Annotated in this window: 21 protein-coding genes; 12 read left to right on the top strand and 9 right to left on the bottom strand. The window is 71.0% G+C overall.

Features of this window, described 5'->3' with window-relative positions; genetic code table 11:
- The first annotated feature begins 105 nt into the window (after nucleotides 1–105).
- The 3 genes from aspS (at nucleotide 106) to HED23_RS34335 (ending at nucleotide 4,079) form a co-directional block, all read left to right on the top strand.
- On the top strand, nucleotides 106–1,923 hold the full coding sequence (gene aspS / locus HED23_RS34345; protein WP_203187200.1) for an aspartate--tRNA ligase: 1,818 nt from the start codon (nucleotides 106–108) through the stop codon (nucleotides 1,921–1,923).
- A 214-nt stretch (nucleotides 1,924–2,137) separates the two neighbouring features.
- A complete protein-coding gene (locus HED23_RS34340; protein WP_203187199.1) occupies nucleotides 2,138–3,070 on the top strand; it encodes an intradiol ring-cleavage dioxygenase in 933 nt (310 codons plus the stop codon).
- 247 nt (nucleotides 3,071–3,317) lie between these two features.
- Nucleotides 3,318–4,079, top strand: coding sequence for a hypothetical protein (locus HED23_RS34335; RefSeq protein WP_203187198.1), 762 nt, complete (start codon nucleotides 3,318–3,320; stop codon nucleotides 4,077–4,079).
- A 96-nt stretch (nucleotides 4,080–4,175) separates the two neighbouring features.
- On the opposite strand, the gene metG is transcribed toward HED23_RS34335, so the two are convergent.
- Nucleotides 4,176–5,780, bottom strand: coding sequence for a methionine--tRNA ligase (gene metG, locus HED23_RS34330; RefSeq protein ID WP_203187197.1), 1,605 nt, complete (start codon nucleotides 5,778–5,780; stop codon nucleotides 4,176–4,178).
- Between the two features lie 147 nt (nucleotides 5,781–5,927).
- On the opposite strand from metG, the gene HED23_RS34325 reads away from it, so the two are divergent.
- Nucleotides 5,928–6,581: a response regulator transcription factor gene (locus tag HED23_RS34325; protein ID WP_203187759.1), complete on the top strand. Its 654-nt coding sequence runs from the start codon at nucleotides 5,928–5,930 to the stop codon at nucleotides 6,579–6,581.
- The gene (locus HED23_RS34320; RefSeq protein WP_203187196.1) at nucleotides 6,578–7,840 is read left to right on the top strand and encodes a sensor histidine kinase; all 1,263 of its coding nucleotides are present in this window, start codon (nucleotides 6,578–6,580) and stop codon (nucleotides 7,838–7,840) included. Before HED23_RS34325 ends, HED23_RS34320 begins: the two co-directional genes overlap by 4 nt.
- On the opposite strand, the gene HED23_RS34315 is transcribed toward HED23_RS34320, so the two are convergent.
- Nucleotides 7,774–9,762, bottom strand: coding sequence for a VWA domain-containing protein (locus tag HED23_RS34315; protein WP_203187195.1), 1,989 nt, complete (start codon nucleotides 9,760–9,762; stop codon nucleotides 7,774–7,776). The genes HED23_RS34320 and HED23_RS34315 overlap by 67 nt on opposite strands.
- A gap of 312 nt (nucleotides 9,763–10,074) precedes the next feature.
- Here HED23_RS34315 and HED23_RS34310 point away from each other — a divergent pair, with 312 nt between their 5' ends.
- Nucleotides 10,075–12,126, top strand: coding sequence for a PhoX family protein (locus HED23_RS34310; RefSeq protein WP_420803065.1), 2,052 nt, complete (start codon nucleotides 10,075–10,077; stop codon nucleotides 12,124–12,126).
- A gap of 429 nt (nucleotides 12,127–12,555) precedes the next feature.
- Nucleotides 12,556–12,960, top strand: coding sequence for an RNA-binding S4 domain-containing protein (locus tag HED23_RS34305; protein WP_203187193.1), 405 nt, complete (start codon nucleotides 12,556–12,558; stop codon nucleotides 12,958–12,960).
- Between the two features lie 69 nt (nucleotides 12,961–13,029).
- Here HED23_RS34305 and HED23_RS34300 read toward each other — a convergent pair whose 3' ends face one another.
- The 3 genes from HED23_RS34300 to HED23_RS34290 form a co-directional block, all read right to left on the bottom strand.
- Entirely contained in the window at nucleotides 13,030–13,275 is a 246-nt protein-coding gene (locus HED23_RS34300) for a DUF2630 family protein (RefSeq protein ID WP_203187192.1), read from the bottom strand.
- 23 nt (nucleotides 13,276–13,298) lie between these two features.
- Nucleotides 13,299–14,240 (bottom strand): NADP-dependent oxidoreductase, encoded by a 942-nt coding sequence (locus HED23_RS34295; RefSeq protein WP_203187191.1) that lies wholly within the window; start codon nucleotides 14,238–14,240, stop codon nucleotides 13,299–13,301.
- Nucleotides 14,241–14,329: 89 nt separating this feature from the next.
- On the bottom strand, nucleotides 14,330–15,187 hold the full coding sequence (locus HED23_RS34290; protein ID WP_203187190.1) for a hypothetical protein: 858 nt from the start codon (nucleotides 15,185–15,187) through the stop codon (nucleotides 14,330–14,332).
- A gap of 128 nt (nucleotides 15,188–15,315) precedes the next feature.
- Here HED23_RS34290 and HED23_RS34285 point away from each other — a divergent pair, with 128 nt between their 5' ends.
- The 4 genes from HED23_RS34285 (at nucleotide 15,316) to HED23_RS34270 (ending at nucleotide 18,284) form a co-directional block, all read left to right on the top strand.
- The gene (locus tag HED23_RS34285) at nucleotides 15,316–15,726 is read left to right on the top strand and encodes a hypothetical protein (RefSeq protein ID WP_203187189.1); all 411 of its coding nucleotides are present in this window, start codon (nucleotides 15,316–15,318) and stop codon (nucleotides 15,724–15,726) included.
- A gap of 257 nt (nucleotides 15,727–15,983) precedes the next feature.
- Nucleotides 15,984–16,955: an ATP-binding cassette domain-containing protein gene (locus HED23_RS34280; protein ID WP_203187188.1), complete on the top strand. Its 972-nt coding sequence runs from the start codon at nucleotides 15,984–15,986 to the stop codon at nucleotides 16,953–16,955.
- Nucleotides 16,952–17,809, top strand: a complete 858-nt coding sequence (locus HED23_RS34275; RefSeq protein WP_203187187.1) for an ABC transporter permease — start codon at nucleotides 16,952–16,954, stop codon at nucleotides 17,807–17,809. The genes HED23_RS34280 and HED23_RS34275 overlap by 4 nt, the downstream gene beginning before the upstream one ends.
- A gap of 103 nt (nucleotides 17,810–17,912) precedes the next feature.
- Nucleotides 17,913–18,284 carry a hypothetical protein gene (locus HED23_RS34270; RefSeq protein WP_203187186.1) on the top strand — a complete coding sequence of 124 codons (372 nt, stop codon included), beginning with the start codon at nucleotides 17,913–17,915 and terminating at the stop codon, nucleotides 18,282–18,284.
- Between the two features lie 254 nt (nucleotides 18,285–18,538).
- Here the strand turns inward: HED23_RS34270 and HED23_RS34265 are convergent, their stop codons facing one another.
- From HED23_RS34265 to HED23_RS34255, 3 genes are all read right to left on the bottom strand, one after another.
- Complete coding sequence (locus tag HED23_RS34265) at nucleotides 18,539–18,961, bottom strand: universal stress protein (RefSeq protein ID WP_203187185.1); 423 nt, start codon at nucleotides 18,959–18,961, stop codon at nucleotides 18,539–18,541.
- Nucleotides 18,962–19,054: 93 nt separating this feature from the next.
- On the bottom strand, nucleotides 19,055–19,714 hold the full coding sequence (locus HED23_RS34260; protein ID WP_203187758.1) for an FMN reductase: 660 nt from the start codon (nucleotides 19,712–19,714) through the stop codon (nucleotides 19,055–19,057).
- A gap of 2 nt (nucleotides 19,715–19,716) precedes the next feature.
- Nucleotides 19,717–20,820 (bottom strand): LLM class flavin-dependent oxidoreductase, encoded by a 1,104-nt coding sequence (locus HED23_RS34255; RefSeq protein ID WP_203187184.1) that lies wholly within the window; start codon nucleotides 20,818–20,820, stop codon nucleotides 19,717–19,719.
- A 484-nt stretch (nucleotides 20,821–21,304) separates the two neighbouring features.
- Between HED23_RS34255 and trpS the strand changes: the two genes are divergently transcribed.
- Nucleotides 21,305–22,366 carry a tryptophan--tRNA ligase gene (gene trpS / locus HED23_RS34250; RefSeq protein WP_203187183.1) on the top strand — a complete coding sequence of 354 codons (1,062 nt, stop codon included), beginning with the start codon at nucleotides 21,305–21,307 and terminating at the stop codon, nucleotides 22,364–22,366.
- Between the two features lie 175 nt (nucleotides 22,367–22,541).
- Here trpS and HED23_RS34245 read toward each other — a convergent pair whose 3' ends face one another.
- Complete coding sequence (locus HED23_RS34245; RefSeq protein ID WP_203187182.1) at nucleotides 22,542–24,554, bottom strand: NAD-binding protein; 2,013 nt, start codon at nucleotides 24,552–24,554, stop codon at nucleotides 22,542–22,544.
- Nucleotides 24,555–24,558 lie beyond the last annotated feature (4 nt).

The raw sequence follows: 24,558 nt of genomic DNA, 5'->3' as shown, positions 1-24,558 counted from the left end.
CGTCCCGGACGGCCGCGCGGCGACAATGCCAATGAAGCGGTGCGTCCATGGGCGGTAGCCTGGGGTGTCAATCGACCCCGAACCGCGAAGACTGGATGAACGACGATGCATCGGTACAGGTCCCACACCTGCGGCGAGCTCCGCGCCTCTGACGTCGGCACCGACGTCCGGCTGAGCGGCTGGCTGCACAATCGCCGAGACCTGGGCGGCATCCTCTTCATCGATCTGCGTGACCACTACGGTCTGGTGCAGCTCGTGGCCCGCCCCGGTACCCCCGGCAACGAGGCCCTGTCGAAGCTGACCAAGGAGACCGTCGTCCGGATCGACGGCAAGGTCTCCGCGCGCGGCGCCGACAACGTCAACCCGGAGCTCCCGACCGGCGAGATCGAGATCGAGGTCACCGAGGTCGAGGTGCTGGGCGAGGCCGCCCCGCTGCCCTTCACGATCAACGCCGAGGACGGCGTCAACGAGGAGCGGCGCCTGGAGTACCGCTTCCTCGACCTGCGCCGTGAGCGGATGCACCGCAACATCATGCTGCGCTCGTCCGTCATCGCCTCCATCCGCTCCAAGATGGTGGCCCTCGGTTTCAACGAGATGGCGACCCCGATCCTGGCCGCGACGTCCCCCGAGGGCGCCCGCGACTTCGTGGTCCCGTCCCGCCTGAACCCGGGCAAGTTCTACGCCCTTCCGCAGGCGCCGCAGCAGTTCAAGCAGCTGCTGATGATCTCCGGCTTCGACCGCTACTTCCAGATCGCGCCGTGCTTCCGCGACGAGGACGCACGCGCCGACCGCTCGCCGGGCGAGTTCTACCAGCTCGACGTCGAGATGTCCTTCGTCGAGCAGGAGGACGTCTTCCAGCCGATCGAGAAGCTGATGACCGAGCTCTTCACCGAGTTCGGCAACGGCCGCGAGGTCACCTCGCCCTTCCCGCGCATCCCGTTCCGCGAGTCGATGCTGAAGTACGGCAACGACAAGCCGGACCTCCGGGCAAAGCTGGAACTCGTCGACATCTCCGACGTGTTCGCCGACTCCGGGTTCAAGGCGTTCGCCGGCAAGCACGTCCGCGCCCTGCCGGTGCCGGACACCGCGGGCCAGTCCCGCAAGTTCTTCGACGGCCTCGGTGAGTACGCCGTCGAGCACGGGGCCAAGGGCCTCGCCTGGGTCCGTGTCGGAGAGGACGGCGCACTGGCCGGACCGATCGCGAAGTTCCTCACCGAGACGGACGTCAAGACGCTCACCGAGCGGCTGTCCCTCGTCCCCGGCCACGCGGTCTTCTTCGGCGCGGGCGAGTTCGACGAGGTCTCCAAGATCATGTCCGCCGTCCGTGTCGAGGCCGCCAAGCGCGCCGGCCACTTCGAGGAGGGCGTCTTCCGCTTCTGCTGGATCGTCGACTTCCCGATGTACGAGAAGGACGAGGACACCGGCAAGATCGACTTCTCGCACAACCCGTTCTCCATGCCCCAGGGCGGCATGCGGGACCTGGAGGAGAAGGACCCGCTCGACATCCTGGCGTGGCAGTACGACATCGTCTGCAACGGCATCGAGCTGTCCTCCGGCGCCATCCGTAACCACGAGCCCGAGGTCATGCTGAAGGCCTTCGCGATCGCCGGTTACGAGGCGGAGACCGTCGAGCGTGAGTTCGCGGGCATGCTGCGCGCGTTCCGCCTCGGCGCCCCGCCGCACGGTGGCATCGCCCCGGGCGTCGACCGCATCGTGATGCTGCTCGCCGACGAGCCCAACATCCGCGAGACGATCGCCTTCCCGCTCAACGGCAACGCCCAGGACCTGATGATGGGCGCCCCGAGCGAGCTGGACGAGACCCGTCTGCGTGAGCTGAACATCCAGCTCCGCAAGCCTGTCGCGGCGGCGAAGGACAAGGCCGAGGCCAAGGACTCGGTCGCGCGGGACACCGGCGCGAAGTAGGCGTCAGCGGTTCCGCTTCGGTTCCACGTGAAACAGTCCCCGGCCGTCGGCCGGGGACTGTTCCTTTCCGGCACCCCGGTACCCCGACACCCCGGCGCTCCTGACACCCCGACACCCCGGCGCTCGCGGTGTTCCAAGCGGTCACGGCAGGCGCACAGGCACGCACAGCTGACTCCCATGCTCCTGCCAGCGGGGCTGCCTGGTCTCCCGGCTCATGACAGAGAACCAGGGACCCGCGCACAAGAAGAACCTGACCCGACGCAGGGTGATCCTCGCCGGCGGGGCGGTCGTCGCCGCCGCAGGAGTCGGCGCCGGGGTCGTCGCCACCGCCTCGGCGGGCGAGGAGGAGAGCGCCGCCTCCGGCACGACGGCCGGTCAGGGGGAGACGTGCTACCGCCTGACCTCGGAGACCACCGAGGGCCCGTACTACATCGACGCGGACAAGATCAGGAAGGACATCACCGAGGACAAGGAGGGCATCCCGATGACCCTCCGGCTGAAGGTGATCGACTCCGACACCTGCAAGCCGCTGAAGAAGGCGGCCGTCGACATCTGGCACTGCGACGCACTGGGGATCTACTCCGGCTACGAGAGCATGAGCCAGGGCGGCCCCGGCGGAGGCACCCCGCCGAGCGGCGCCCCCACGGACCTGCCGACCGACGCGCCGACCGGAACCCCCACCGGGACACCTCCCTCCGGAGGTCCGGGCGGTGGCGGCGGCGGGCACAGCGAGCCCACCGACGACGAGCGCTACCTGCGGGGCACACAGCTCACCGACCAGCACGGGTACGTGGAGTTCAGGACGGTCTTCCCGGGCTGGTACCAGGGCCGTGCCGTGCACATCCACACCAAGGTCCACGTCGGCGGGAAGATGACCGACGCCGGGTACGAGGGCGGACACACCTGCCACACAGGCCAGTTCTTCTTCGCCGAGTCGGCGGTACTCGACTCCGCGAAGGAGAAGCCGTACTCGACGAATACCACCACCCGCACGACCCTGACCGAGGACACCATCTACGACCGGAGCGGTGTGACGGGCGGACTGCTGGAACTCTCCTACCGCAGGGGGAAGATGGCGCGTGGGGTGGTCGGCTCGATCACGATGGGCGTCGACCCCGACGAGACCCACGACGGCACCGGCCTCTAGGAGACGATCGGCGCGCCTCCGGGGAAGGGCCGGGGCACCTGCCCTCGGCGATCCCCGGTGAAGGGCCCGGAACCGCGACGGTTCCGGGCCCCTTGCCTGCGTACGGGTGGACCGTGCGGAACTTCCGGACCTCGGGTACACGAAGCGGGTACACCCGGAAGGTCCCGGTTCCGGTTCGGTGCCGACGGCCCCGGCAAAGACCGGCACGGGAGAAGCCCGTCCGCCCCCCACCGAGGAGTACCGCACCGTGTCCGTCCAGCGTCGCCCGTACGTCATGCTCGTCGTCCTGTTCCTGCTGGTCATCAGCTGTTCCGCAGGGGCGGTGCAGACTTCCGACCCCGCTGCGCCGCGCGGTGCGGCGGGCCCTGGGGCCTCGGCCGCGCAGTCCCGCCCCGTGGAGCCCTTGCGTCGCCCCGCGGAGATCCCGGCGCTGGGTCCGCTGACTCTGGCGCAGATCCCGCCCACGGCCCGGCAGGCCGTGGTGGTGACGGGCCAGGGGCCCGATTCCAACCGCTCCTCGGTCGTGCTCCACAGCCTCGACGACCCCGCGCTCGGCTGGAGACCTTGGGCGGGGCCGTGGCCCGCGCACAACGGCATGGAGGGCTGGACGGACCACCATGTCGCGGGCGACCTCCGGTCTCCCGTCGGGGTCTTCGGGCTCACCGACGCGGGCGGCCGGCTGCCCGACCCGGGCGCGCTGCTGCCGTACGACGAAGAGTCCCGCTTCGCGGTGAGCGGCGAGGGCTTCCTGGGGGAGCCCCTCGAAGGCTCCTTCGACTATGTCGTGGCCATCAACTACAACCGCGCCCCGGGCACCAGCCCCCTGGACCGCACCCGGCCGCTCGGCGAGGAGCGGGGCGGCGGCATCTGGATCCACGTGGACCACGACGGGCCCACGCAGGGCTGCGTCTCGCTGACCGAGGACCGGATGCGGGAGCTGCTGCTCACCCTGGACCCCGCGAAGAACCCCGTGATCGTGATGGGGGACGCCGCGTCGCTGGCGCGGTGAAACGCGGAAGGTGCGTCGGGGTCCGCACGTGGAGCACGTGAAGGAGCCCGGGTCCCCATGTGTGCGGGACCCGGGCTCCTTCGCTGCGTACGTCGACTACGCGGGCTTCTCCTCCAGACGCGGGAACAGCACCGCGCCCTTCGTCACCGTCGCGCCCGCGGGCAGCCGGCCCCACTGGCCGGCGTCCTGGACCCGCTGGTCGGCCAGGGCACCCAGGGCGGCGTCGGCGCCCAGGGAGTCCCACAGCTTCTGCGAGGTCTCCGGCATCACGGCGTTCAGCAGGACCGCGACACCGCGCAGTGACTCGGCCGCCGTGTACAGGATGGTCGCGAGCCGGGCCTGGCCCTCCGGCGACGTGTCCTTGGCGACCTTCCAGGGCTCCTGCTCGGTGATGTAGCCGTTGACCTGCTTCACGAAGTCGAAGATCGCCAGGATGCCGCCCTGGAAGTCCAGCTCCTCGCCGATCTTCCGATCGGCGGTGGCGACTGCCTCGGCCAGGCCCTCCTGGACCGCTCGCTCGGCGTCACCGGCCGCAGTGGCCTCCGGGAGCGCGCCCTCGAAGTACTTGCCGACCATGGCCGCGACGCGCGAGGCGAGGTTGCCGTAGTCGTTGGCGAGCTCGGAGGTGTAGCGGGCGCTGAAGTCCTCCCAGGAGAACGAGCCGTCGCTGCCGTACGCGATGGCCCGCAGGAAGTACCAGCGGTACGCGTCCACGCCGAAGTGCGAGGTCAGGTCCTGCGGCTTGATGCCCGTCAGGTTCGACTTGGACATCTTCTCGCCGCCGACCATCAGCCAGCCGTTGGCGACGACCTTGCCGGGCAGCGGCAGCCCCTGCGCCATCAGCATGGCCGGCCAGATGACCGAGTGGAAGCGCAGGATGTCCTTGCCGATCAGGTGCACGTTCGCCGGGAAGGTGCCGTCGAACTTCTCCTGGTTGGCGCCGTAGCCGACCGCTGACGCGTAGTTCAGCAGGGCGTCGATCCACACGTAGATGACGTGCTTCGGGTCCCAGGGGACCGGGACGCCCCAGTCGAAGGTGGAGCGCGAGATCGACAGGTCCTGGAGACCCTGCTTGACGAAGTTCACGATCTCGTTGCGGGCGGACTCGGGCTGGATGAAGTCCGGGTTGGCCGCGTAGAACTCCATGAGCTTCGGGCCGTACTCGCTCAGCTTGAAGAAGTAGTTCTCCTCCTTGAGGAGCTCCACCGGCTTCTTGTGGATCGGGCACAGCTTCGTGCCGTCCTCGGCCTCGATCAGGTCACCGGGGAGTTTGTACTCCTCGCAGCCCACGCAGTACGGGCCTTCGTACCCGCCCTTGTAGATCTGGTCCTTGTCGTACAAATCCTGCACGAACTCCTGCACACGGTCCGTGTGCCGCTTCTCCGTCGTCCGGATGAAGTCGTCGTTCGCGATGTTCAGATGCTCCCAGAGGGGCTTCCACGCCTCCTCGACGAGCTTGTCGCACCAGGCCTGGGGCGTGACGTCGTTCGCCTCGGCCGTGCGCATGATCTTCTGACCGTGCTCGTCCGTGCCGGTGAGGTACCACACCTTCTCGCCGCGCTGGCGGTGCCAGCGGGTGAGCACGTCGCCTGCGACGGTCGTGTAGGCGTGGCCCAGGTGAGGAGCGTCGTTGACGTAGTAGATGGGGGTCGAGACGTAGTACGCCGTCGCCCCCTGCTTCTCGGATCCAGTGGCCGCCATGGTCGAAATCCTAACGGTCCGTGGGAGATCCACTCACATCGATAACGGCGGCCCCGGCCGAGGAGAGCTTTGCGAAACATCCTTTCCCGTACCAAAGACGCATCCTGGGAGGAGTGGACACGCGTGCACGAGGCAGGGGACAACACGATGCGGGTACTGGTCGCCGAGGACGAGGAGATTCTGGCGGAGCTGGTGGCGACCGGTCTGCGGCGGGCGGGATTCGCCGTCGACACCGTGTACAGCGGGGACGCGGCGCTCGCCTATCTCGGGCTGCACGACTACGACGTCGTGGTCCTGGACCGTGATCTTCCCCGGGTGCACGGCGACGACGTGGCCCGCCGGCTCGTGTCCGCGGGGTCGCGCACCAGGATCCTGATGCTCACCGCCTCCGGGACCATGGAGGACCGGGTCGAGGGGCTCGACCTCGGCGCCGACGACTACGTGAGCAAGCCCTTCGAATTCCCTGAGCTGGTGTCCCGGGTGCGCGCCCTGCGGCGGCGCAGCGCCAGGCCCGTGCCGCCCCAGCTGGAGAGACACGGCATCCGGCTCGACAGTGTGCGGCGGGCCGCCACCCGGGACGGGCGTGACCTGGGTCTGTCGCCGAAGGAGTTCACCGTGCTGCAGCTGCTGCTGGAGGCCGACGGCGGCACGGTCAGCGCGGAAGAGCTGCTGGAGCGGGCCTGGGACGCCAACGCCGACCCCTTCACGGGCGCCGTCCGCGTCTGCATGAGCAAGCTGCGCGCCAAGCTGGGGGAGCCGGCGCTGATCCGTACCGTGCAGGGCGTCGGGTACGCCCTGTGAGCCGGCTGCTGCGGCTGGTGCGGGCGACGGGGGCCGCGCAGGTCAGGCACTCGACGATCCGGACGCGGATCGCCCTCGTCTACGGCGGGGTCTTCCTGGTCCTCGGTACGGCGCTGCTCGCCACGGTCAATCTGGCGTCGCGCGCCGGCACGGACTCGCAGGCGCGCGCCATCGCCACGTCCGCCGCCGTCGCCCAGCCCGGGTTCGCGGTCAACGGGCCCCTGCACGCGCGTGGCCGCCTCGGCCCGCCCACGGTCTACGACCTCACCGACGACGTCAGCGACGCCGCGAGCCGGGAGCTCCTGTACTGGTCGGCCGCCGCGCTGCTCGTCATGACGGGGTGCGCCGTCGGGGTCGGCTGGTGGACCGCCGGGCGGGTGCTGAGGCCCGTCCACGCGATGACGGCGAAAGCGCGGAGGCTCTCCGAGCACACCCTGCACGAGCGGATCGCGTCCAGCGGCCCCGACGACGAGCTGAAGGAGCTGGGGGAGACGCTCGACGCGCTGCTGGCACGGCTGGAGAAGGCCTTCGACAGCCAGCGGCGGTTCATCGCCAACGCCTCGCACGAGCTGCGGACCCCGCTGGCCACCCAGCGGGCGGCGATCCAGGTGGGTCTCGACGACCCGTCACCGGAGGACCTCGTGCGGACCCGGCAGACGCTGCTGGACAACAACCGGCGCAGCGAGCGGCTCATCGAGGGGCTGCTGGTGCTGGCGCGCAGCGAACGGGGGCTGGCGAAGAGCGAGCGCGCGGAGGTCGACCTGGAGCAGGTGGTGGCGGAGGAGGCCGCGCGGCCCCTGGCGGCGACGGAGCGGGCGGCGGCGCCGCGCCTGGTGGTCACGGTCGAGGCGGAGCCGTGCGTCGTACAGGGGAACCGGCAGCTGCTCGCGCAGCTGGTGGCGAATCTCCTGTCCAACGCGGTGCGGTACAACGTGCCCGGCGGCCGGGTGGAGGTGTCGCTGTCCGTGGACGGGGCCCTGGCGGTCCGCAACACGGGACCGGTGGTCGCCGAGGGGGACATCGCGGGATTCTTCCAGCCGTTCCGGCGGGGGGAAGGGCGGGACCGGATGGGGCAGGGCTCGGGGCTCGGACTGTCGATCGTCCGGTCCATCGCGTTGGCCCACGGCGGTACGGTCACGGCGGTACCCGGCCCGGAGGGCGGGCTCGCCGTGACCGTACGGCTGCCGGTGGATCAGTCCTCCGTGAGGACTCCGCGGGCGGCGGCCCAGGCGGGCAGGCCGGCGAGCGCCTCCCGGTAGAACGTGGCGTCGGGCACCTCGCGCGGGGCGGGGCCGGCGTGGAAGAAGCCGGCGTTCTCGACGTCCAGCCTGCGCAGGAAGTCGAAGCCCTTCGCGTCCTCGTCGCCGAATGCGACGAACTGGAAGAACAGCGGCAGCCGTGCCGCGTCCGCCAGGGCCTGCTTGGCCGCCACCTTGGCGTCCGGGGCACCGTCCGTCTGGAAGATCACCAGCGCCGGGCCGGTGGCACCGGACTTCTCGTAGTGGGCGACGATCTCCTCGACCGCACGGTGGTAGTTCGTACGGCCCAGGCGGCCGAGGCCCGCGTGCAGCTCGTCGATCCGGCCCTCGTGGGCTGCGAGGTCGATCGCCCCGGTGCCGTCGATGTCGGTCGAGAAGAAGACGACGGGCACGGTGGCGTTCGCGTCCAGGTGCGCGGCGAGCGCCAGGGTGCGGTCACCCAGGTGCTGTGCGCTGCCGTCCTTGTAGAACGGCCGCATCGACCCGGACCGGTCGAGCACCAGATACACGGTGGCCCGCAGCCCGGTCAGCCCGTGGGCCTTGAGCCCGGCCTGCGCGGCCTTGTACGGGTCGACGAGCGCGGGTGCCGACGCCTTGACCCGCGCAAGGGCGACGGCGGGCTTGCCGGCGGGTGCGGCGGCCTTGGTCTCGGGGGCGGTGCCGACTGCGGTCGCGGCGACCGGCTCGGCCTTCTGCTCGGCGGCGGGCGCGGTGTCGGCCTCCGGGGCGGCAGATGCGGCCTCCGCCTTCGGTTCGGCGGCGGGCTCGGCCTTCGGCGCGGCGGCCTTCTCGGGTTCGGCGGCGGGCGCCGTCTCCGGGGCGGGTGTCGTCTTCGGCGCGTCCTCGGCGACGGGCGGGGTGACGGTGACCGCGACGGTGGGCTCGGCCACCGCTTCGGCCTTCAGGGCGGGTGCGGGCAGCTCGGCTTCCGCTTCTGCCTTCGCCTGTGCTTCCGCCTTTGCCTTGGCTTCTGCTTCCCTCGCCTCGGCCACGTCTTCCGGAACCGCCTGAATCCGCGCCCCCAGCGCCCTCGCCTCGGCGGCAGGCGCATCGGCGGAGGAGGACTCCTCGACTGCGTCCGTCCCGGGAGCCGCCTCCGCCTTCGGTTCGGCGGCGGGTGCGGCCTCGGCCACCGGTGCGGTCTCAACCTCCGGCTCGGCGGCCGGGGCGGCCTCGGCGGCGGGTGCGGGCTTCTCGGGCGCTGCCCCGGTAATCGGCTCGGCGGCGGCGGGCTTCCGGGAAGCTGCCTCGTCGTCGGCTGCCGGCTCGGAAGCCGCTTCCGCCTTCGCCTCGTCGGCAGGCGCCTCGGCAACGGGGGCCTCAGCAGCCGCGTTCTCCTCGACCGCAGATGACGCCGTGTCAGGTGCGGTGTCCGCCTCCGTGGCGGCCTCGGCCGGGGCCGTCGGCTCCGCCACCTCGCTCTTGGCCTCGGCCGGCTCCGGCGTTACAGCAGGTGCCGTGACGGGTGCCGTCCCGGCCTCCGCTTCCGGTTCCGGGCCGAGGTCGATCCTGATCGGTGCCGGGGCTGCCGGCTCGGCCTCGGCGGTGTTCTCCGCGGCGGCGTCCTTCTCAACGGCGGCGTCCTTCTCGGCGTCCGCAGCCGGCTTCGCCTCCGGGTCCGATCCTTGGGCCGGGACCCTGGGCGCGGGCGCGGTGGCCGCCGAGCTCGTGGCCGCCTTGTCGAAGGCCGCCGCCACCAGGTCCGACGCCTGTCCGCTGTCGTGCTCGGTACCGGGGGACCGGTCCGAGGAGGAGGCCGGGGCCGGTACCGAGGCCTTCGCGGGCTCGGCCGCCGAAGCGGCGGTCTCCGTCTCCGCCTCCGTGGGCTGGGTGCGCTCGGCCTGGGGCGGGACGGTGGCCGTGGTCGGCTCGTCCTGCTCCGTGCGGCCGAACACCTTGCGCAGCAAGCTCCGAATGCCCATGGGCGAGGCCTTTCGCATGAGTTGGGTGCGATAAATGTCCGTACTGCGGGAATTGATCCCTGGCCAGGGCGGATACGTAAGGTTAGCGGCCGGATCCGGCCGTTCGGCGGCGCGGCCCGCCCCTGCGTCAACCGAGCTCCGACCGAGTCGTCAACGAGTCCTGGACGAGTCCCGGACGAGGCCCGGACGAGCCGGGAGCGCAGCAGTGTCCCGGACTTCACCCTCTGTTCACCGGCAGTCCCACGTACGGCGTGGATACGCACCTACCGTCACGCGTGACACACAGACGGAGGGACGAAAATCGTGCGCAAAATGCTGCCGCTACTCGGCTCGCACCCGGGCGGGCGCTCTGCGCTGACCTGCCGCTATCGCTGCGGTGACGCCTGCTTCCAGGAGATCCCGAACACGAGTGACAACGAGTACGCCGGCGACATCATCGCCGGTGCCCTGTCACGCCGGTCGATGATGCGCGCCGCCGCCGTGGTGACCGTGGCCGCCGCCGCCGGAACGGCCGCTCTCGGCGGTCCGGCGGCACCGAGCGCCGAGGCCGCGCCGCTCGCGGGCCGGCCCGGCGGCAAGCCGAATCCCACCCCTTCGGATGCCCGGGGCCTGCGCTTCGCGGCGGTGGCGCCCAACAAGGACGACAAGGTCACGATCCCCGAGGGCTACGGCCAGAACGTCGTCATCCGTTGGGGTGAACCGATCCTGCGTGGTGCTCCCGCCTTCGATCCGGACAAGCAGTCCGCGAAGGCGCAGGCGGGCCAGTTCGGCTACAACAACGACTTCCTCTCCCTGCTCCCGCTCCGTGGTGAGCGCGGCCGTCAGGTGCTGGTCGCCAACCACGAGTACACGGACGAGATCCTGATGTTCCGTGGTTACGATCCGGCCAGCCCGACCCGCGAGCAGGTCGAGATCGCGTGGGCGGCGCACGGACTCTCCGTGGTCGTCGTGCAGGAGGAGAACCGCACCGGCAGGCTCGCGCCGGTCAACCGGCACCCGCTGAACCGCCGCCTCACCGTGACCAGCGAATTCCGGGTCACGGGACCGGCCGCCGGCAGCCCTCTGCTCCGTACCTCCGCCGACCGCACCGGCCGCAAGGTGCTCGGCACCCTCAACAACTGCGCGGGCGGCACCACTCCGTGGGGCACCACGCTGCACGGCGAGGAGAACTTCAACCAGTACTTCGCCAACGGCTCCAGCGACACCGACAAGCGGTACGGCATCGGTACGGCCGCGACGGAGCGCAAGTGGGAGCGGTTCGACAAGCGCTTCGACCTGGCGCAGGAGCCCAACGAGGCGCACCGCTTCGGCTGGGTCGTCGAGCTCGACCCGTACGACCCCGACTCCACGCCCCGCAAGCGGACCGCTCTCGGCCGCTTCAAGCACGAGGCGGCGCAGCCCCGGCTGACCGCCGACGGCCGCCCGGTCGTCTACATGGGCGACGACGAGCGCTTCGACTACCTCTACAAGTTCGTCTCCAGCAAGCGGATGAAGAAGGGCAACTCGCGGGCGGCCCGTGAGCACAACCTGACCCTGCTGGACGAGGGCACGCTCTACGTCGCCAAGCTGACCGGTGACTCCCCTGCCGGTGAGTTCGACGGCACGGGCAAGCTCCCCTCGGACGGTGAGTTCGACGGCAGCGGTGTGTGGATCCCGCTCGCCACCGGCGACACCTCGCACGTGCCCGGCATGAGTGCCGACGAGGTGTACGTCTTCACGCGCCTGGCCGGTGACAAGGTAGGCGCGACGAAGATGGACCGCCCCGAGGACGTCGAACCCTCGCCGCGCACCGGCCGGGTCTACGTGGCGCTCACGAACAACACCGACCGCGGCAAGGCGGGCAAGCCCGGCGCGGACGAGGCCAACCCGCGCAACGCGAACAAGCACGGCCAGATCCTGGAGCTCGCGGAGAACTGGGACGACCCTGCGGCCGACGGCTTCGCCTGGCGGCTCTTCCTCGTCGCGGGCGACCCGGAGGACCCGGCGACCTACTTCGCGGGATTCCCGAAGGACAAGGTCAGCCCCATCTCCTGCCCGGACAACGTGGCCTTCGACGACCACGGCAACCTGTGGATCTCCACCGACGGTGCACAGCTCGGCTCGCACGACGGTCTGTTCGGCGTCGCGACGCAGGGCGAACGAAGGGGCGAGCTCAAGCAGTTCCTGACGGTGCCGACCGGCGCGGAGACCTGCGGACCTGTCATTCAGGACCGCCGTGTCCTCGTCGCGGTGCAGCACCCGGGTGAGGTCGACGGGGCCTCCGTCGAGAAGCCGGCGAGTGCCTGGCCGGACGGGCCGGGCAGGATCGTCCGTCCGTCGGTCGTCGCGGTCTGGCGCAAGGACGGCAGGGACATCGGCGTCTGAGACGCCGGAAGCCCTACGGACCGCATCTCCGGAACCGGAAGCCGTCCTGCGGCCTGTGCCGTGCTGTGCGCGCCTGATGGGCTTCGTCCACGTGTGTTCACGGGGACAGCGTTGCGTCGCCGGCGTGACCGGCCGGCGTGCCTGATGCCACATCAGGTGCGTCGGCCGATCCGTACGCGAGAAGGGCATACGGGTCAGCTTCTTCGACCGGGCCACGAAGAAGTTGATCCGTACGCGAGAAGGGCATACGGGTCAGCTTCTTCGACCGGGCCACGAAGAAGTACTACCCCACCCGTCCCGAATCTGTGGTCGCTCAGTGAGCACAGATTCGGGACGGGTGGGAGCCGTACAGCTACGACGTGGGATACGTCATCAGCGGCTTCGGCTCCCGAGCCCACCGGGGCGCTTCATCGGTCTAAAGTCGTACGCATGGTTTCCGGTGAGGCGCCGCAGGCGGAGGGAAGCGTCCGGGTCGATGCCTGGATCTGGGCGGTCCGGCTGACGAAGACGCGGTCGCAGGCCGCTGCTGCCTGCCGTGCGGGACACGTGAGGGTCAACGGCGACCGCGCGAAGCCCGCCCAGGCCCTGCGCACGGGCGACGAGGTGCGGCTGAGGCACGCGGGCCGGGACCGGGTCGTTGTCGTCTCCAAGATCGTGAAGAAGCGGGTGGGCCCGCCGGTGGCGGCGGAGTGCTTCGTCGACAACAGCCCGCCCCCGCCGCCGCGCGAGGCGGCGGTCCAGATCCCGGTCCGCGACCGTGGCGCGGGCCGCCCGACCAAGCGGGACCGCCGCGAGATGGAGCGCCTCCAGGGCAGGGGCCCGACCGCCGACTAGGGCTCTCCCGTCCGGAGCACCGAGCCGGACCGGGCCGTCCGCCGCCGTGTCCGCTTCCGCTGCGGGCCCTCAGCTCCGGTAGCCCTCCACCTCGTCGGCTGGGCGTACCCGCGCCTCCGACGGGTCGTCGCCGTACTCGCTGAGCGCGCGCCGCTGCCGCAGCAGGTCCCAGCACTGGTCCAGCTGCACCTCCACCTCACGCAGCCGGGAGTGCTCCTCGGCGGAGAGGCCCAGTTCCGCGGTGGAGCGGGCACGCAGGGCGCGCTCCTCGGTGATCAGCCCGTCGATGTCGTCGAAGATGTCCTGGTCGGCCATGAGCTCTCCCGGTCCGGTGTTCCTCAGATGACGAAGACGGTCTTGCCGCGCGCTCCGCCCGCGCGGTTCTGGACGAGTGCCTGGGGCGCCTTCTCCAGAGGCAGCTCCATGTCGAGGGGCACGAGCAGCTCACCGCGTGCCACCGACGAGGCCAGCTCCTCCAGGGGTGCGGCGGCCGGGGCGAGCCGGAAGTCCACCCAGGCGACGCCCGGAGGTGCCGCGACGCCCCTGGTGGTGACCGCGACCCCGCCGTCGCGCACCAGCGCCGCGTGGGCGGCGAAGGAGGCGGTGTCCGTGGACACGAGGTCGACGAGCGCGTCGACGCCGTGCGGGTACAGCTCGAGCACCCCGGCTTCCAGCGCTTCGCAGCCGGCTGTCGTGTCGACGGTGAGGGTGGCGCCGAGCGCCGCCATCCGCCGCCCCTCGTCGCCCCGCACCGCGGCGACGACCCCCGTCCCCCGGGCGGCCGCCAGCTGCGTCAGGAAACTGCCGACCCCGCCGGTCGCCCCGATGACGAGCAGGCTCAGTCCGCTGCGCACGGCAGTGCTCGAAAGGATCTGCGTGGCGGTCGTCCCGGCCGACGGGAGTGCCGCCGCGATCCGGAGGGGCATGTCGCCCGGGACCAGGGAGATCGGGGAGTCCTGCGGGACGCACACGTATTCGCTGTACGCGCCGCAGCGTCCGAGCGGCGGTGCCGTCACCCGTCCGAAGACGGGGTCGCCGACCCGGAAGACGTTGTCTCCGCTGCCGATCATGTCCACCCTGCCCGCGAAGTCGGTGCCCAGGACGAGTGGGAAGACAGGGCGGACGGCTCCGGCCGGAGCGCCGTCCGCGATCTGCCAGTCGAGCGGGTTGAGTGCCGCGTACTCCACCTTCACCCGCACCTCGCCCGCCTCAGGACCGGGCTTCGGCACCTCGACGAGACAGGGCTCGGTGCGGAACGCGCTGACGGCGATGGCTCGCATACGGCAGACCTTTCACTCGCCCCCGCTCCCACGAGTCCCACTGTCGCCCGGCCTCCGCCCCCACGCACATCGGACCCTGCGCACCGTAGCTAGCCCCGCCTGCCCGCAAGGACCCGTCCCACCACCCCGACGACCGCCAGGACCGCCCCCACCAGGAGCACGATCCACACCGTCGTCCGCAGGGAGGCGGTCAGTGCGTCGTACACCGCGGCGGCCCCGTCCCGGTCGGTTCCGGACACCTCGTCCAGCACCCGGGCGCGGCCGACGGCGACGGCGATCCGCAGGAGGGCCGCGCCGAGCACCAGCCCGCCGCCGGCCACGGCCGCGGTCGTCAGCCCGGCCCGGAGGCCACCGCGTACGAGGGCGAGACCCAGCACCAGGACGAGCAGCACCACCGTCCCCACGGCGGGCCAGACACTGCAGTACCGCAGCCACCGGAAAGAGGACCGCAGGTCGTCGGCGCGGTCGGCGGACAGGACGGTGATCGAGGTCTCCCTGACCGGGATCCGGTCGGCGAACGGCACCCCGCTGCTGACCAGTTCCTTCTTGACCTCCTCGATCACCGGCGCGAGATCGATGGTCACCGCCTGTCCGTCGTCCCCGTGCAGCGAGGCCGTCACGGCCTGGTGCGCCGTGCGGTTCGCGCTGTCCCAGGCGCGCTGGAAGGCCTCGGTCGTGGTGAACGACAGGGCGGTCTCGTGCAGGAACTGCTCGACCGTCTCCTGGAGCGGCCCGACGTCGATGTTCTTCATCGCCTCGTCCGTGACCAGCGTGGCCACGGTGTTCTGCACATCGGTGTCGGAGGCGAGCGGGGAGACGGAGGCCAGATACCGGTCGGTGTCGTCGAGCTCCAGATCCACCCACGCCGAGAGCGCGCTCAACGGGACCAGCACGGCCAGCAGGACGAGCAGTACCGCCGACAGAGCCGCTGAGAGATAGGTCCGCACGGGCTCCAGCCAATCCCGTGCGGCGGCGGGGCGCCCCGGGCGGTACGCCATTCGAGTTGCCGGGCGGCCCTGCCGGGTGTGCGCTGGATGAACACAGGGACGGGGGCGGACGGAAGGAGTTGTGCGCCATGGCCACACACGCAACGATGCCGACGCGCCGCCGATCGCAGGCCCGTACTCCGGAGCGCCACGGGCACACGGCGCTGGCCTGGGCGATGCCGCTCGCGCTGGGTGTGATCGTCGGCTTCTGGGCCTTCTTCATCAATCGGGACGGCGGTGCGACCACCGGTGGGCAGATCTGGCTCGGTGTCGTCTCCGGGGTGGCCTTCGCCGTGCTCTGCTACGCGCTCGTGCAGGTCCGGTGGGCCTTGCCCCGAGAGCTGAGGGCCGCGGCGTTCGGTGCGCTCACCGGGGGCGCGGTCGGCTTCCTCTCCAGCCTGAACGGCAACAGCGTGCTGACGTCGAGCGCGATAGGCCTCGCACTCGCCGTGGGGATGTCCTGCGTGATGTTCTACGTCTACTACACCCGTGAGGACTGACCCGGCCGTCCTTCCGGACCGAGGGGCGCGGCCGCCGGACCTGATCCGGCGGCCGCGCCCCTCGGTCCGTCCTCTTCCTCCGATCGGCTCCGCGGCCGAGGAGCACGTGCCATCGTGGCGTGTATCCGCCATCGACAGACGCTGTCGATCCTCGACAGGAACCGCCGCTCCTGCCAGACGCACCGCCGCCTCCTCGGCAGGAACAGTCGCCCCCGACAGACACCGCCGACCCTCGACCCGTCGGCAAGGAAGGGCACATGAGCACTGAACTGGCCATCGAGACCACGGGGCTGGTGAAGGTCTTCGGCGACAACCGCGCGGTGGACGGCGTCGATCTCGCCGTTCCCGCGGGAACCGTCTACGGAGTCCTGGGGCCCAACGGGGCCGGGAAGACCACCACGGTGAGGATGCTGGCGACACTGCTGCGACCGGACGCGGGCCGGGCGCGGGTCTTCGGCCACGACGTCGTGAAGGACGCCGACACGGTCCGCAGCCGCGTCAGTCTCACCGGGCAGTACGCCTCGGTCGACGAGGACCTGACCGGTACGGAGAACCTGGTGCTGCTGGCCCGGCTGCTCGGCCACGGCAGACCCGCCGCCAGGGCCCGGGCCGCGCAGCTGCTGGAGGCCTTCGGGCTGACCGAGGCGGCGGGCAAGCAGGTGAAGAACTACTCCGGCGGCATGCGGCGGCGGATCGACATCGCGGCCTCGATCCTGAACACGCCGGATCTGCTCTTCCTCGACGAGCCGACCACCGGGCTCGACCCGCGCAGCCGCAATCAGGTGTGGGACATCGTGCGCGCCGTCGTGGCCCAGGGCACGACGGTCATGCTGACCACCCAGTACCTGGACGAGGCCGACCACCTGGCCTCCCGCATCGCCGTGATCGACCACGGCAAGGTGATCGCGGAAGGTACGAAGGGCGAGCTCAAGGCATCCGTCGGCGCCGGCTCCGTCCATCTGCGCCTGCGCGACCCCGCGCAGCGCCCCGAGGCGGAGCGGGTGCTGGCGCTCGCGCTGGACGCGGTGGTGCAGCTGGACCACGACCCGGTGGCGCTGACCGCCAGGGTCGGTGGGCACGGCTCCGAGAAGGGGGCGGCCGAGCAGGCCTCCCGGGCGCTGGCGGAGCTGGCCAGGTGCGGCATCCACGTGGACAACTTCGCACTGGGCCAGCCCAGTCTCGACGAGGTCTTCCTCGCGCTCACGGACAAGAAGGGGGTGGCGGCATGAGCACCGCGCCCACCAGGACCGACCGCGACGACGTGGAGCTCGCCGCACCGGACGCGGAGACGCTGGCCTCACTGCTGGTCGGCCAGGAGCGGCCGAGCCGGCCTGGCGCGCTGTCGGCGTCGCTCACCTTCGGGTGGCGGGCGATGCTGAAGATCAAGCATGTTCCTGAACAACTGTTCGATGTGACGGTGTTCCCGATCATGATGGTGCTGATGTTCACGTACCTGTTCGGAGGGGCGCTGGCCGGCTCCACCGAGGGCTACATCCAGTTCCTGCTGCCCGGGATCCTCGTCATGAGCGTTGTGATGATCACGATGTACACGGGGGTCGCGGTCAACACCGACATCGCGAAGGGCGTGTTCGACCGCTTCCGCACTCTGCCGATCTGGCGGCCGGCCCCGATGGTCGGCTACCTGCTCGGCGACGTCGTGCGCTATCTCCTGGCCTCGGCCGTGATGCTCGTGGTGGGCATGGTCATCGGCTACCGGCCTGACGGCGGGGTGCCGGGGGTCCTGGCGGGTGTCGCGCTGCTGCTGGTGTTCTCGTTCGCGTTCTCCTGGGTCTGGACGATGTTCGGGCTGATGCTGCGCACCGAGAAGTCGGTGATGGGCGTCAGCATGATGGTGATCTTCCCGCTGACCTTCCTGAGCAACGTCTTCGTGGACCCCGCGACGATGCCGGGATGGCTGCAGGTGTTCGTGAACAACAGCCCGGTGACGCATCTCGCCGCGGCGGTGCGGGAGTTGATGGCCGGTAACTGGCCCGCGACCGACATCGCCTGGTCGCTGGGCTGGTCCGCGCTCTTCGTTGTGGTCTTCGGCGCGGTGACGATGAGGCTGTACAACCGGAAGTGACGGCGGAGGGTGGGAGAGACGGCGGGGCGTGCCGTCCGGCATCGCGCCCCGCCGGTGCCCGGCCCAGACTGGAAGGGGGACGTGGACCGGCTCTGGAGGAGCCATGACGGCGACGACATGGAACGAGACGCCCGTTGCGATCCAGACCGACGAGGCGGAGCTGCGCAAGAAAGAGCTCGGCGGTGACCTGAGCGTCGCCCTGATCCGGCTCGTCAAGGGTGCGGACATGGGCCCGGCGCTCAAGGGTCTTCCCGACGACATGTGCCCCTGCCCCCACTGGGGTTACCTCCTCAAGGGCCGGCTGAAGCTGCGGACCGGCGCGGACCCGGAGGCGTACGACGTCTACGAGGAGGGCCAGGCCTTCTACTGGCCGCCCGGGCACGTGCCCGAGGCTCTGGAGGACTGTGAATTCGTGGACTTCTCGCCCACGAAGGAGTTCGACCGGGTGATCGGCCACATCACGTCCCAGGGCTGACTTCACGTCCCAGGGCCGGCTTCACGTCCCGGGGACGGATTCACGTCCCGGGGCGCTGATTCCGTGACCCAGGCCGACAGGTCACGCCCAGGCCGACAGGTCACGCCCCGCCGACAGGTCACGCCCTGGGTCTGACATCGCGGCCCCAGGCCGGCACATCACGCCCCGGGCCCGACGAGCCACGGGCGGGTGGGCCGTTCCGTGTGCCGGGGCCCGCCCGCCCGTGTGAGGCGGGATCGGTTCGTTCCGGCCGATCAGTCGCGGACGACGGTGACCGGGCACGTGGCGTGCTGGGTGACATGGAGGCTGACCGAGCCGAGCAGCGTCGCCTTGAAGCCGCTGTAGCCGCGGGCGCCGACGACCAGCAGGTTCGCCCCCTTGGAGCGGTCCAGCAGTGACTGGGCGGGATTGCCGATGACGACGATCTTCTCGACCGCCGCCGCCCCTTCGGCGCCGAGAGCCTCCTCCAGCGCCTCGGTGAGTGCCACGGTCGCCACCGCCTGCGGGTCGAAGTCCTCCGGCATGCCCGGCATCAGGGACCCCCAGCTGGTCGCGGGGTACTCCCAGCTGTTCACCGCCTCCACGGTGTCGCCGGTCAGTTCGGCCTGGCGTACGGCCCAGCGCAGCGCCTTGACCGATGCGTCCGATCCGTCGACGCCCACGACGATCCTGCCCATGTCTGCCTCCAGTGTGTTCGAACATGCACGGCATACAGTGAGCAACTGTAATCAAACCGGACATCGGGGGCCGGTCGGCCCCCGATGCCGTGGTCAGCTGATCCGCAGATCCGCGAGCTGTTGCGCGAACGGGACGACCGCGTCCTCGCCGTCGTCGAGGGTGAGGGCCCGGGTGGCGCCGGAGACGGTCCGCCCCGTGACGGCGGAGGCGAGCTCGCGTCCCGCGCGCCGGATCCGGGAGGGCAGCCCGTCGGTGTACTCGTCCCCGTGCGAGCCCCAGTCCTCCGACGCCGCGTACACGGAGGTCGGCAGGACGACTGCCCGCAGGTAGGCGAAGAGCGGACGCAGCGCGTGCTCCAGGACCAGCGAGTGCCGGGGGGTCCCGCCGGTCGCCGCGATCACGACGGGCTTGCCCGTCAGCGCGGTGTTGTCGATCAGGTCGAAGAAGGACTTGAACAGCCCGCTGTACGAGGCGGTGAAGACAGGCGTCACCGCGATCAGCCCGTCCGCACCGGTGACCGCGTCGAGCGCCTTCTTCAGGCCGGTCGGCGGGAAGCCGGTGACGAGGTGGTTGGCGATGTCGACGGCGAGATCGCGCAGCTCGACGACCTGGACCTCGACGCCGCGGTCCTGGCCGGCCGCCAGCTCCTCACGGGCGGCCTCGGCGAGCCGGTCGGCCAGCAGCCGGGTCGAAGAAGGGCTGCTCAGTCCGGCCGCGACCGCGACGATCTTCAGGGGGGCCGTGGCGGGCATGGTCATCGAAGCTCCTTCGGGTCGGCGTCGGCGGCGGCGCGGGCCGCGGTGACCGCCGGGTGGACGGGCGCGTCCGGCACTCCGGCCGGGCGCAGGCGGGCGAACTCCTTGCGCAGTACGGGCACGACCTCCTCGCCCAGGATGTCGAGCTGCTCCAGGACCGTCTTCAGCGGCAGCCCCGCGTGGTCCATCAGGAACAGCTGGCGCTGGTAGTCACCGACGTCCTCGCGGAAGGACAGGGTCCGCTCGATGACCTCCTGCGGGGAGCCGACGGTCAGCGGGGTCTGCTGGGTGAAGTCCTCGAGCGAGGGCCCGTGCCCGTAGACCGGCGCGTTGTCGAAGTACGGGCGGAATTCCCGCACCGCGTCCTGCGAGTTCTTCCGCATGAACACCTGGCCGCCGAGGCCCACGATGGCCTGCTCGGCGGTGCCGTGCCCGTAGTGGGCGTAGCGCTTGCGGTAGAGGGCGACCATCTTCTTGGTGTGCTCCATGGGCCAGAAGATGTTGTTGTGGAAGAACCCGTCGCCGTAGAACGCGGCCTGCTCCGCGATCTCCGGGGATCGGATCGAGCCGTGCCACACGAACGGCGGAACGCCGTCCAGCGGACGCGGGGTCGCGGTGAAGGACTGGAGCGGGGTGCGGAACTTCCCCTCCCAGTCGACGACGTCCTCGCGCCACAGCTTGTGCAGCAGCGCGTAGTTCTCGATCGCGAGCGGGATGCCCTGGCGGATGTCCTTGCCGAACCACGGGTACACCGGCCCGGTGTTGCCGCGGCCCATCATCAGGTCGACGCGGCCGTCGGCCAGGTGCTGGAGCGTGGCGTAGTCCTCGGCGATCTTCACAGGGTCGTTGGTGGTGATCAGCGTGGTGGAGGTGGAGAGGATCAGCTTCTCGGTGCGGGCGGCGATGTAACCGAGCGTGGTCGTCGGCGAGGACGGGACGAACGGCGGGTTGTGGTGCTCGCCGGTCGCGAAGACGTCCAGGCCCACTTCCTCGGCCTTGAGCGCGATCGCGAGGGTCGCCTTGATCCGCTCGTTCTCGCTCGGTGTCGTACCGGTCGTGGGGTCGGTGGTGACATCCCCGACGGTGAAGATCCCGAACTGCATGGCGCCCGCCTCCAAAAAGTGTTGAGCGAGTTGGTTGAACGTTGAACTATATCGACACACCCTACAACGGAGCGCTCCCTTTCTCTATTCCGCCCGCTCCGGGAGGTCCGTTCCGCCTGCTCCGGGAGGTCCGCGGGGCGGTCCGCGCACCCTGGTCAGGGCTTGTGCGAGGGCCTGCCGGTCATGCTTCCGTTCTACGTGGGCGGCCTCGCCGGCCGGTAGCGGACGCGCGACCGATGGTTGCCTGTGCGTGCACGGCCGGGGCTCCAGGGCGGAGCGACAACCCAGCTTTCCGGGACCGGTGCGCACTAGACTCGCCCCCATGACCTCCGTACCGTGCCGGAACTGGTGGCGCTCCTCCTAGGAGCGGCCACCTTCATCTGCGCGGAACCAGGGCCGTTCGACATTCGGACGGCCCTCATCTCTGCCCCGGTACCTGCGACGGGCCGTCCTCCACGTGCACACCACCAGCGAGGAGAGCCCCGTGACCCTGACCACCGACGGCCTGTCCGTCAGCCCCGCCGTCCGCCGCAGCGCCGAGCTGGAGCAGCAGCTCGCCCTGGACCCCGGCCGTTTCCGTGTCCTCACCGGCGACAGACCCACCGGTGCCCTGCACCTCGGCCACTACTTCGGCACCCTCCACAACCGGGTCCGCCTCCAGGACCTCGGCGTGGACGTCTTCGTGCTCATCGCCGACTACCAGGTCCTCACCGACCGGGACGTCGCCGAGCGGCTCACCGAGCACGTGGAGGGCCTGCTCCTGGACTATCTCGCCATCGGTATCGACCCCGCCCGTACGACGGTCTTCAACCACAGCGCGGTACCCGCCCTCAACCAGCTGCTGCTGCCGTTCCTGTCCCTCGTCTCCGTCGCGGAGCTCGGCCGGAACCCCACCGTCAAGGACGAGATCGCGCACTCCAGGCAGTCCGCCGTCAGCGGTCTCATGTACACCTACCCGGTGCACCAGGCCGCCGACATCCTCTTCTGCAAGGGGAACCTCGTGCCCGTCGGCCAGGACCAGCTGCCGCACCTGGAGATCACCCGCACCGTCGCCCGGCGCTTCAACGAGCGGTACGGAGACGTGTTCCCCGAACCCGACGCGCTGCTCTCCGCCGCTCCCATGCTGCTCGGCACCGACGCCACGAAGATGAGCAAGAGCCGCAACAACTCCGTCGCCCTGAGGGCCGACGCCGATGAGACCGCCCGGCTGATCAAGGGCGCCACCACCGACGCCGACCGGCACATCACCTACGACCCGGTCCAGCGGCCCGGGGTGTCGAGCCTGGTTCTGCTGGCCGCGCTCTGCATGGACCGCGACCCGCACGAGGTCGCCGAGGAGATCGGGAACAGCGGTGCGGCCGGGCTCAAGCGGACCGTGACCGAGGCCGTCAACGCGGCGCTGGCCCCGATCCGCGCCCGGCGCGCGGAGTACGAGCAGGACATGGGCCACGTACGGGGCGTACTGCGTGACGGGAACGAGCGGGCCAACGCCGTGGCCGAGGCGACGCTGCGGGAGGTCCGGGAAGCGATGGGGATGTTCCGGTAGGGGGGAGGGGCAGAGCGGCCACGAGTCCTGGACGGTGCCGGCCGGTCCGGAGGGGAGGGCGACGAGTCCTTGGACGGTGCCGGGGGCCGCCCCGGAGGGCGACGAGTCCTGCGTGGTCCGCCCGAAGGCGGCCCTCATCGGCTGGAAGCCGCGGGCCGCCCACGGGCGGCGCGGCTCAGGGGCGGGCCACCGTCCGCTGCCTGCGCAGCAGCTCGGCCAGACCGCGCCGGGTCGCGGCGATCACCACCCGGTCCTCACCCCGCAGCACATAGCCCGGGTGCAGATCCCAGACCAGGCCGGAAGGCCGGTCCGGGGCCGCCTGACCCGTGGGGTCCTGCGGGTCGTACGGCGGCACGGCGGCCAGGTCGGGGATCCGGTCGGCCGGCGGGGTGGCGTCCAGGGCCAGGATCCGCCAGGCGCCCGCCCGGAATGCCTGGTCGACGGTCCTGCCCTCCAGCTGGGGGTGCCCCGCCACCTCCAGGGCCGCGAAGAGCATCACCTTGCGCTCCACCGGGACGGCGCCCAGGATCTGCCGGCCCATCATGGCGACCGCGAACGAGGGCGCGGCCAGATGGGACACGGAGCGGGAGCGGGTCAGGGCCCCCGGATGGGCCGTGCGCAGGGTGCGGTAGACGGCGGTGGCGAACTCGTCGTCGTACAGGCGCAACGCCACCCGCAGGTCCGGCTTCACCGAGCGGGCGTAGAGCGCGGCTTCGAGGTTCGTCGTGTCGACGCTGGTCAGGGCCAGCAGCGCGCGGGCCCGGCGAATCTTGGCCGCCTCCAGGACGCCCTCCTGGGTCACATCGCCCAGGACCGTAGGGACGTGCAGGCTTCGGGCGAGCGGGATGCCCCGCGCCTCCGGGTCCTCCTCGACGACCACCACGGGGATGTCCAGCTCCCGGAGGCGCACCAGGACCCGCGTGCCGATCTTGCCGAGACCCAGCAGGACCACATGGCCGGACAGGCCGCGCGGGGGCCGGCGCAGCGAGGACGCGGTGCGCAGCGAGCCGAACGCCTCCAGGACGGCGGCGACCAGCAGGGGCAGCAGCAGGAGTCCTGCCATGCCGGAGAGCAGCTGGATGACCTGGCGGGACGCCGAGTCGGTGCCCTCGACCGCGGGGTCACCCATCGCCAGCAGGTCGAGCAGGGTCAGATAGGTGGCGTGCAGCGGGCTTTCGCCCGTGGTGATCACCGAGGCCACGGCCAGGGCCACGACGGCTGCCGCGACCCCCAGCGCCGACCAGCGCAGCCGCCGCGAGAAGACCTGGCCCAGCGGTGCGCCCCTGCCGCCCATGCGGGTGGGTGCCCGGTCGGGCCCCGCCTGGCTGATGGCTTCCAGGACGATCGTGCCCCGGCCCGTTGCCGCGTTCACCGTCGCCAGGTCGGGCAGGAGCTGGGGTCCCTCCGCACCACTGCTGTCGGAGCCCTCGGCGCCCGCCGGGTCCTGGCTGGTGGAGGAGAGCAGGGCCAGGGTGCAGAGCCCCGGGTCGGCGAGTTCGCCCGGCCGGGGCGGGGTGCGTTCGACGGCGCGCAGGAGCAGGCCCTCGGCCTGGATGACCTTGCTGCTGCCGGTCAGCGCGGTGGCCGCCAGGGCGGGGGCGGCCGTGTCGGCGTCGGACAGGACGGTGGTGGAGGCGTCCAGGGCCGTCGGGTCGAGACCGGGCATGGAGACGGCCGCCGCCTGGTCGAGCAGCGTCTCCAGGTGCTGGCCGAGCTTGCGGTTGTAGAGCCGGATGACGAGGCGCAGGCGCGGATTGAGCCGACGGGCCGTCAGCGCGGCACGTATGTTGAGCTCGTCGTCGTCGTAGACGAGCGCGAGCGCGGCGGCCCGGTCGACGCCCGCCTCCTCCAGCACGTCGTCGGAGGGCTCGTGCGCCTCCATGATGCGGACGGACTCGACCCCGGCGTTCGTGTCGTTGTCACCCGCGCCGCCGGCCGCCCCGTTGCGGCTCATCGCCGCCGACATGCGCCCGAACAGCGTCACCGCACGGGCCCTTTGGGTCAGCGGCAGCTCGGGCCTGGCGGCCTCGCGGCCCGGCGGGACCAGGAGCGTGACCCGCTCCCCGTACACGTATCGCAGTTCCACGGCGAGCCGGCGGGCGAGGGTGTCGTCGCCGCAGACCACCATGTGGCCGCTGGTCGTGGGGCGTTGAGGCTGATGAGGAAGTGTTGACACGGCACCCAGCATGCCT

It is taken from the genome of Streptomyces pratensis (assembly GCF_016804005.1).
GTDB classification, from domain to species: domain Bacteria; phylum Actinomycetota; class Actinomycetes; order Streptomycetales; family Streptomycetaceae; genus Streptomyces; species Streptomyces pratensis_A.
Note: the sequence above shows the minus strand (reverse complement) of the source record. Positions and strands in the feature narration are given on the sequence as shown.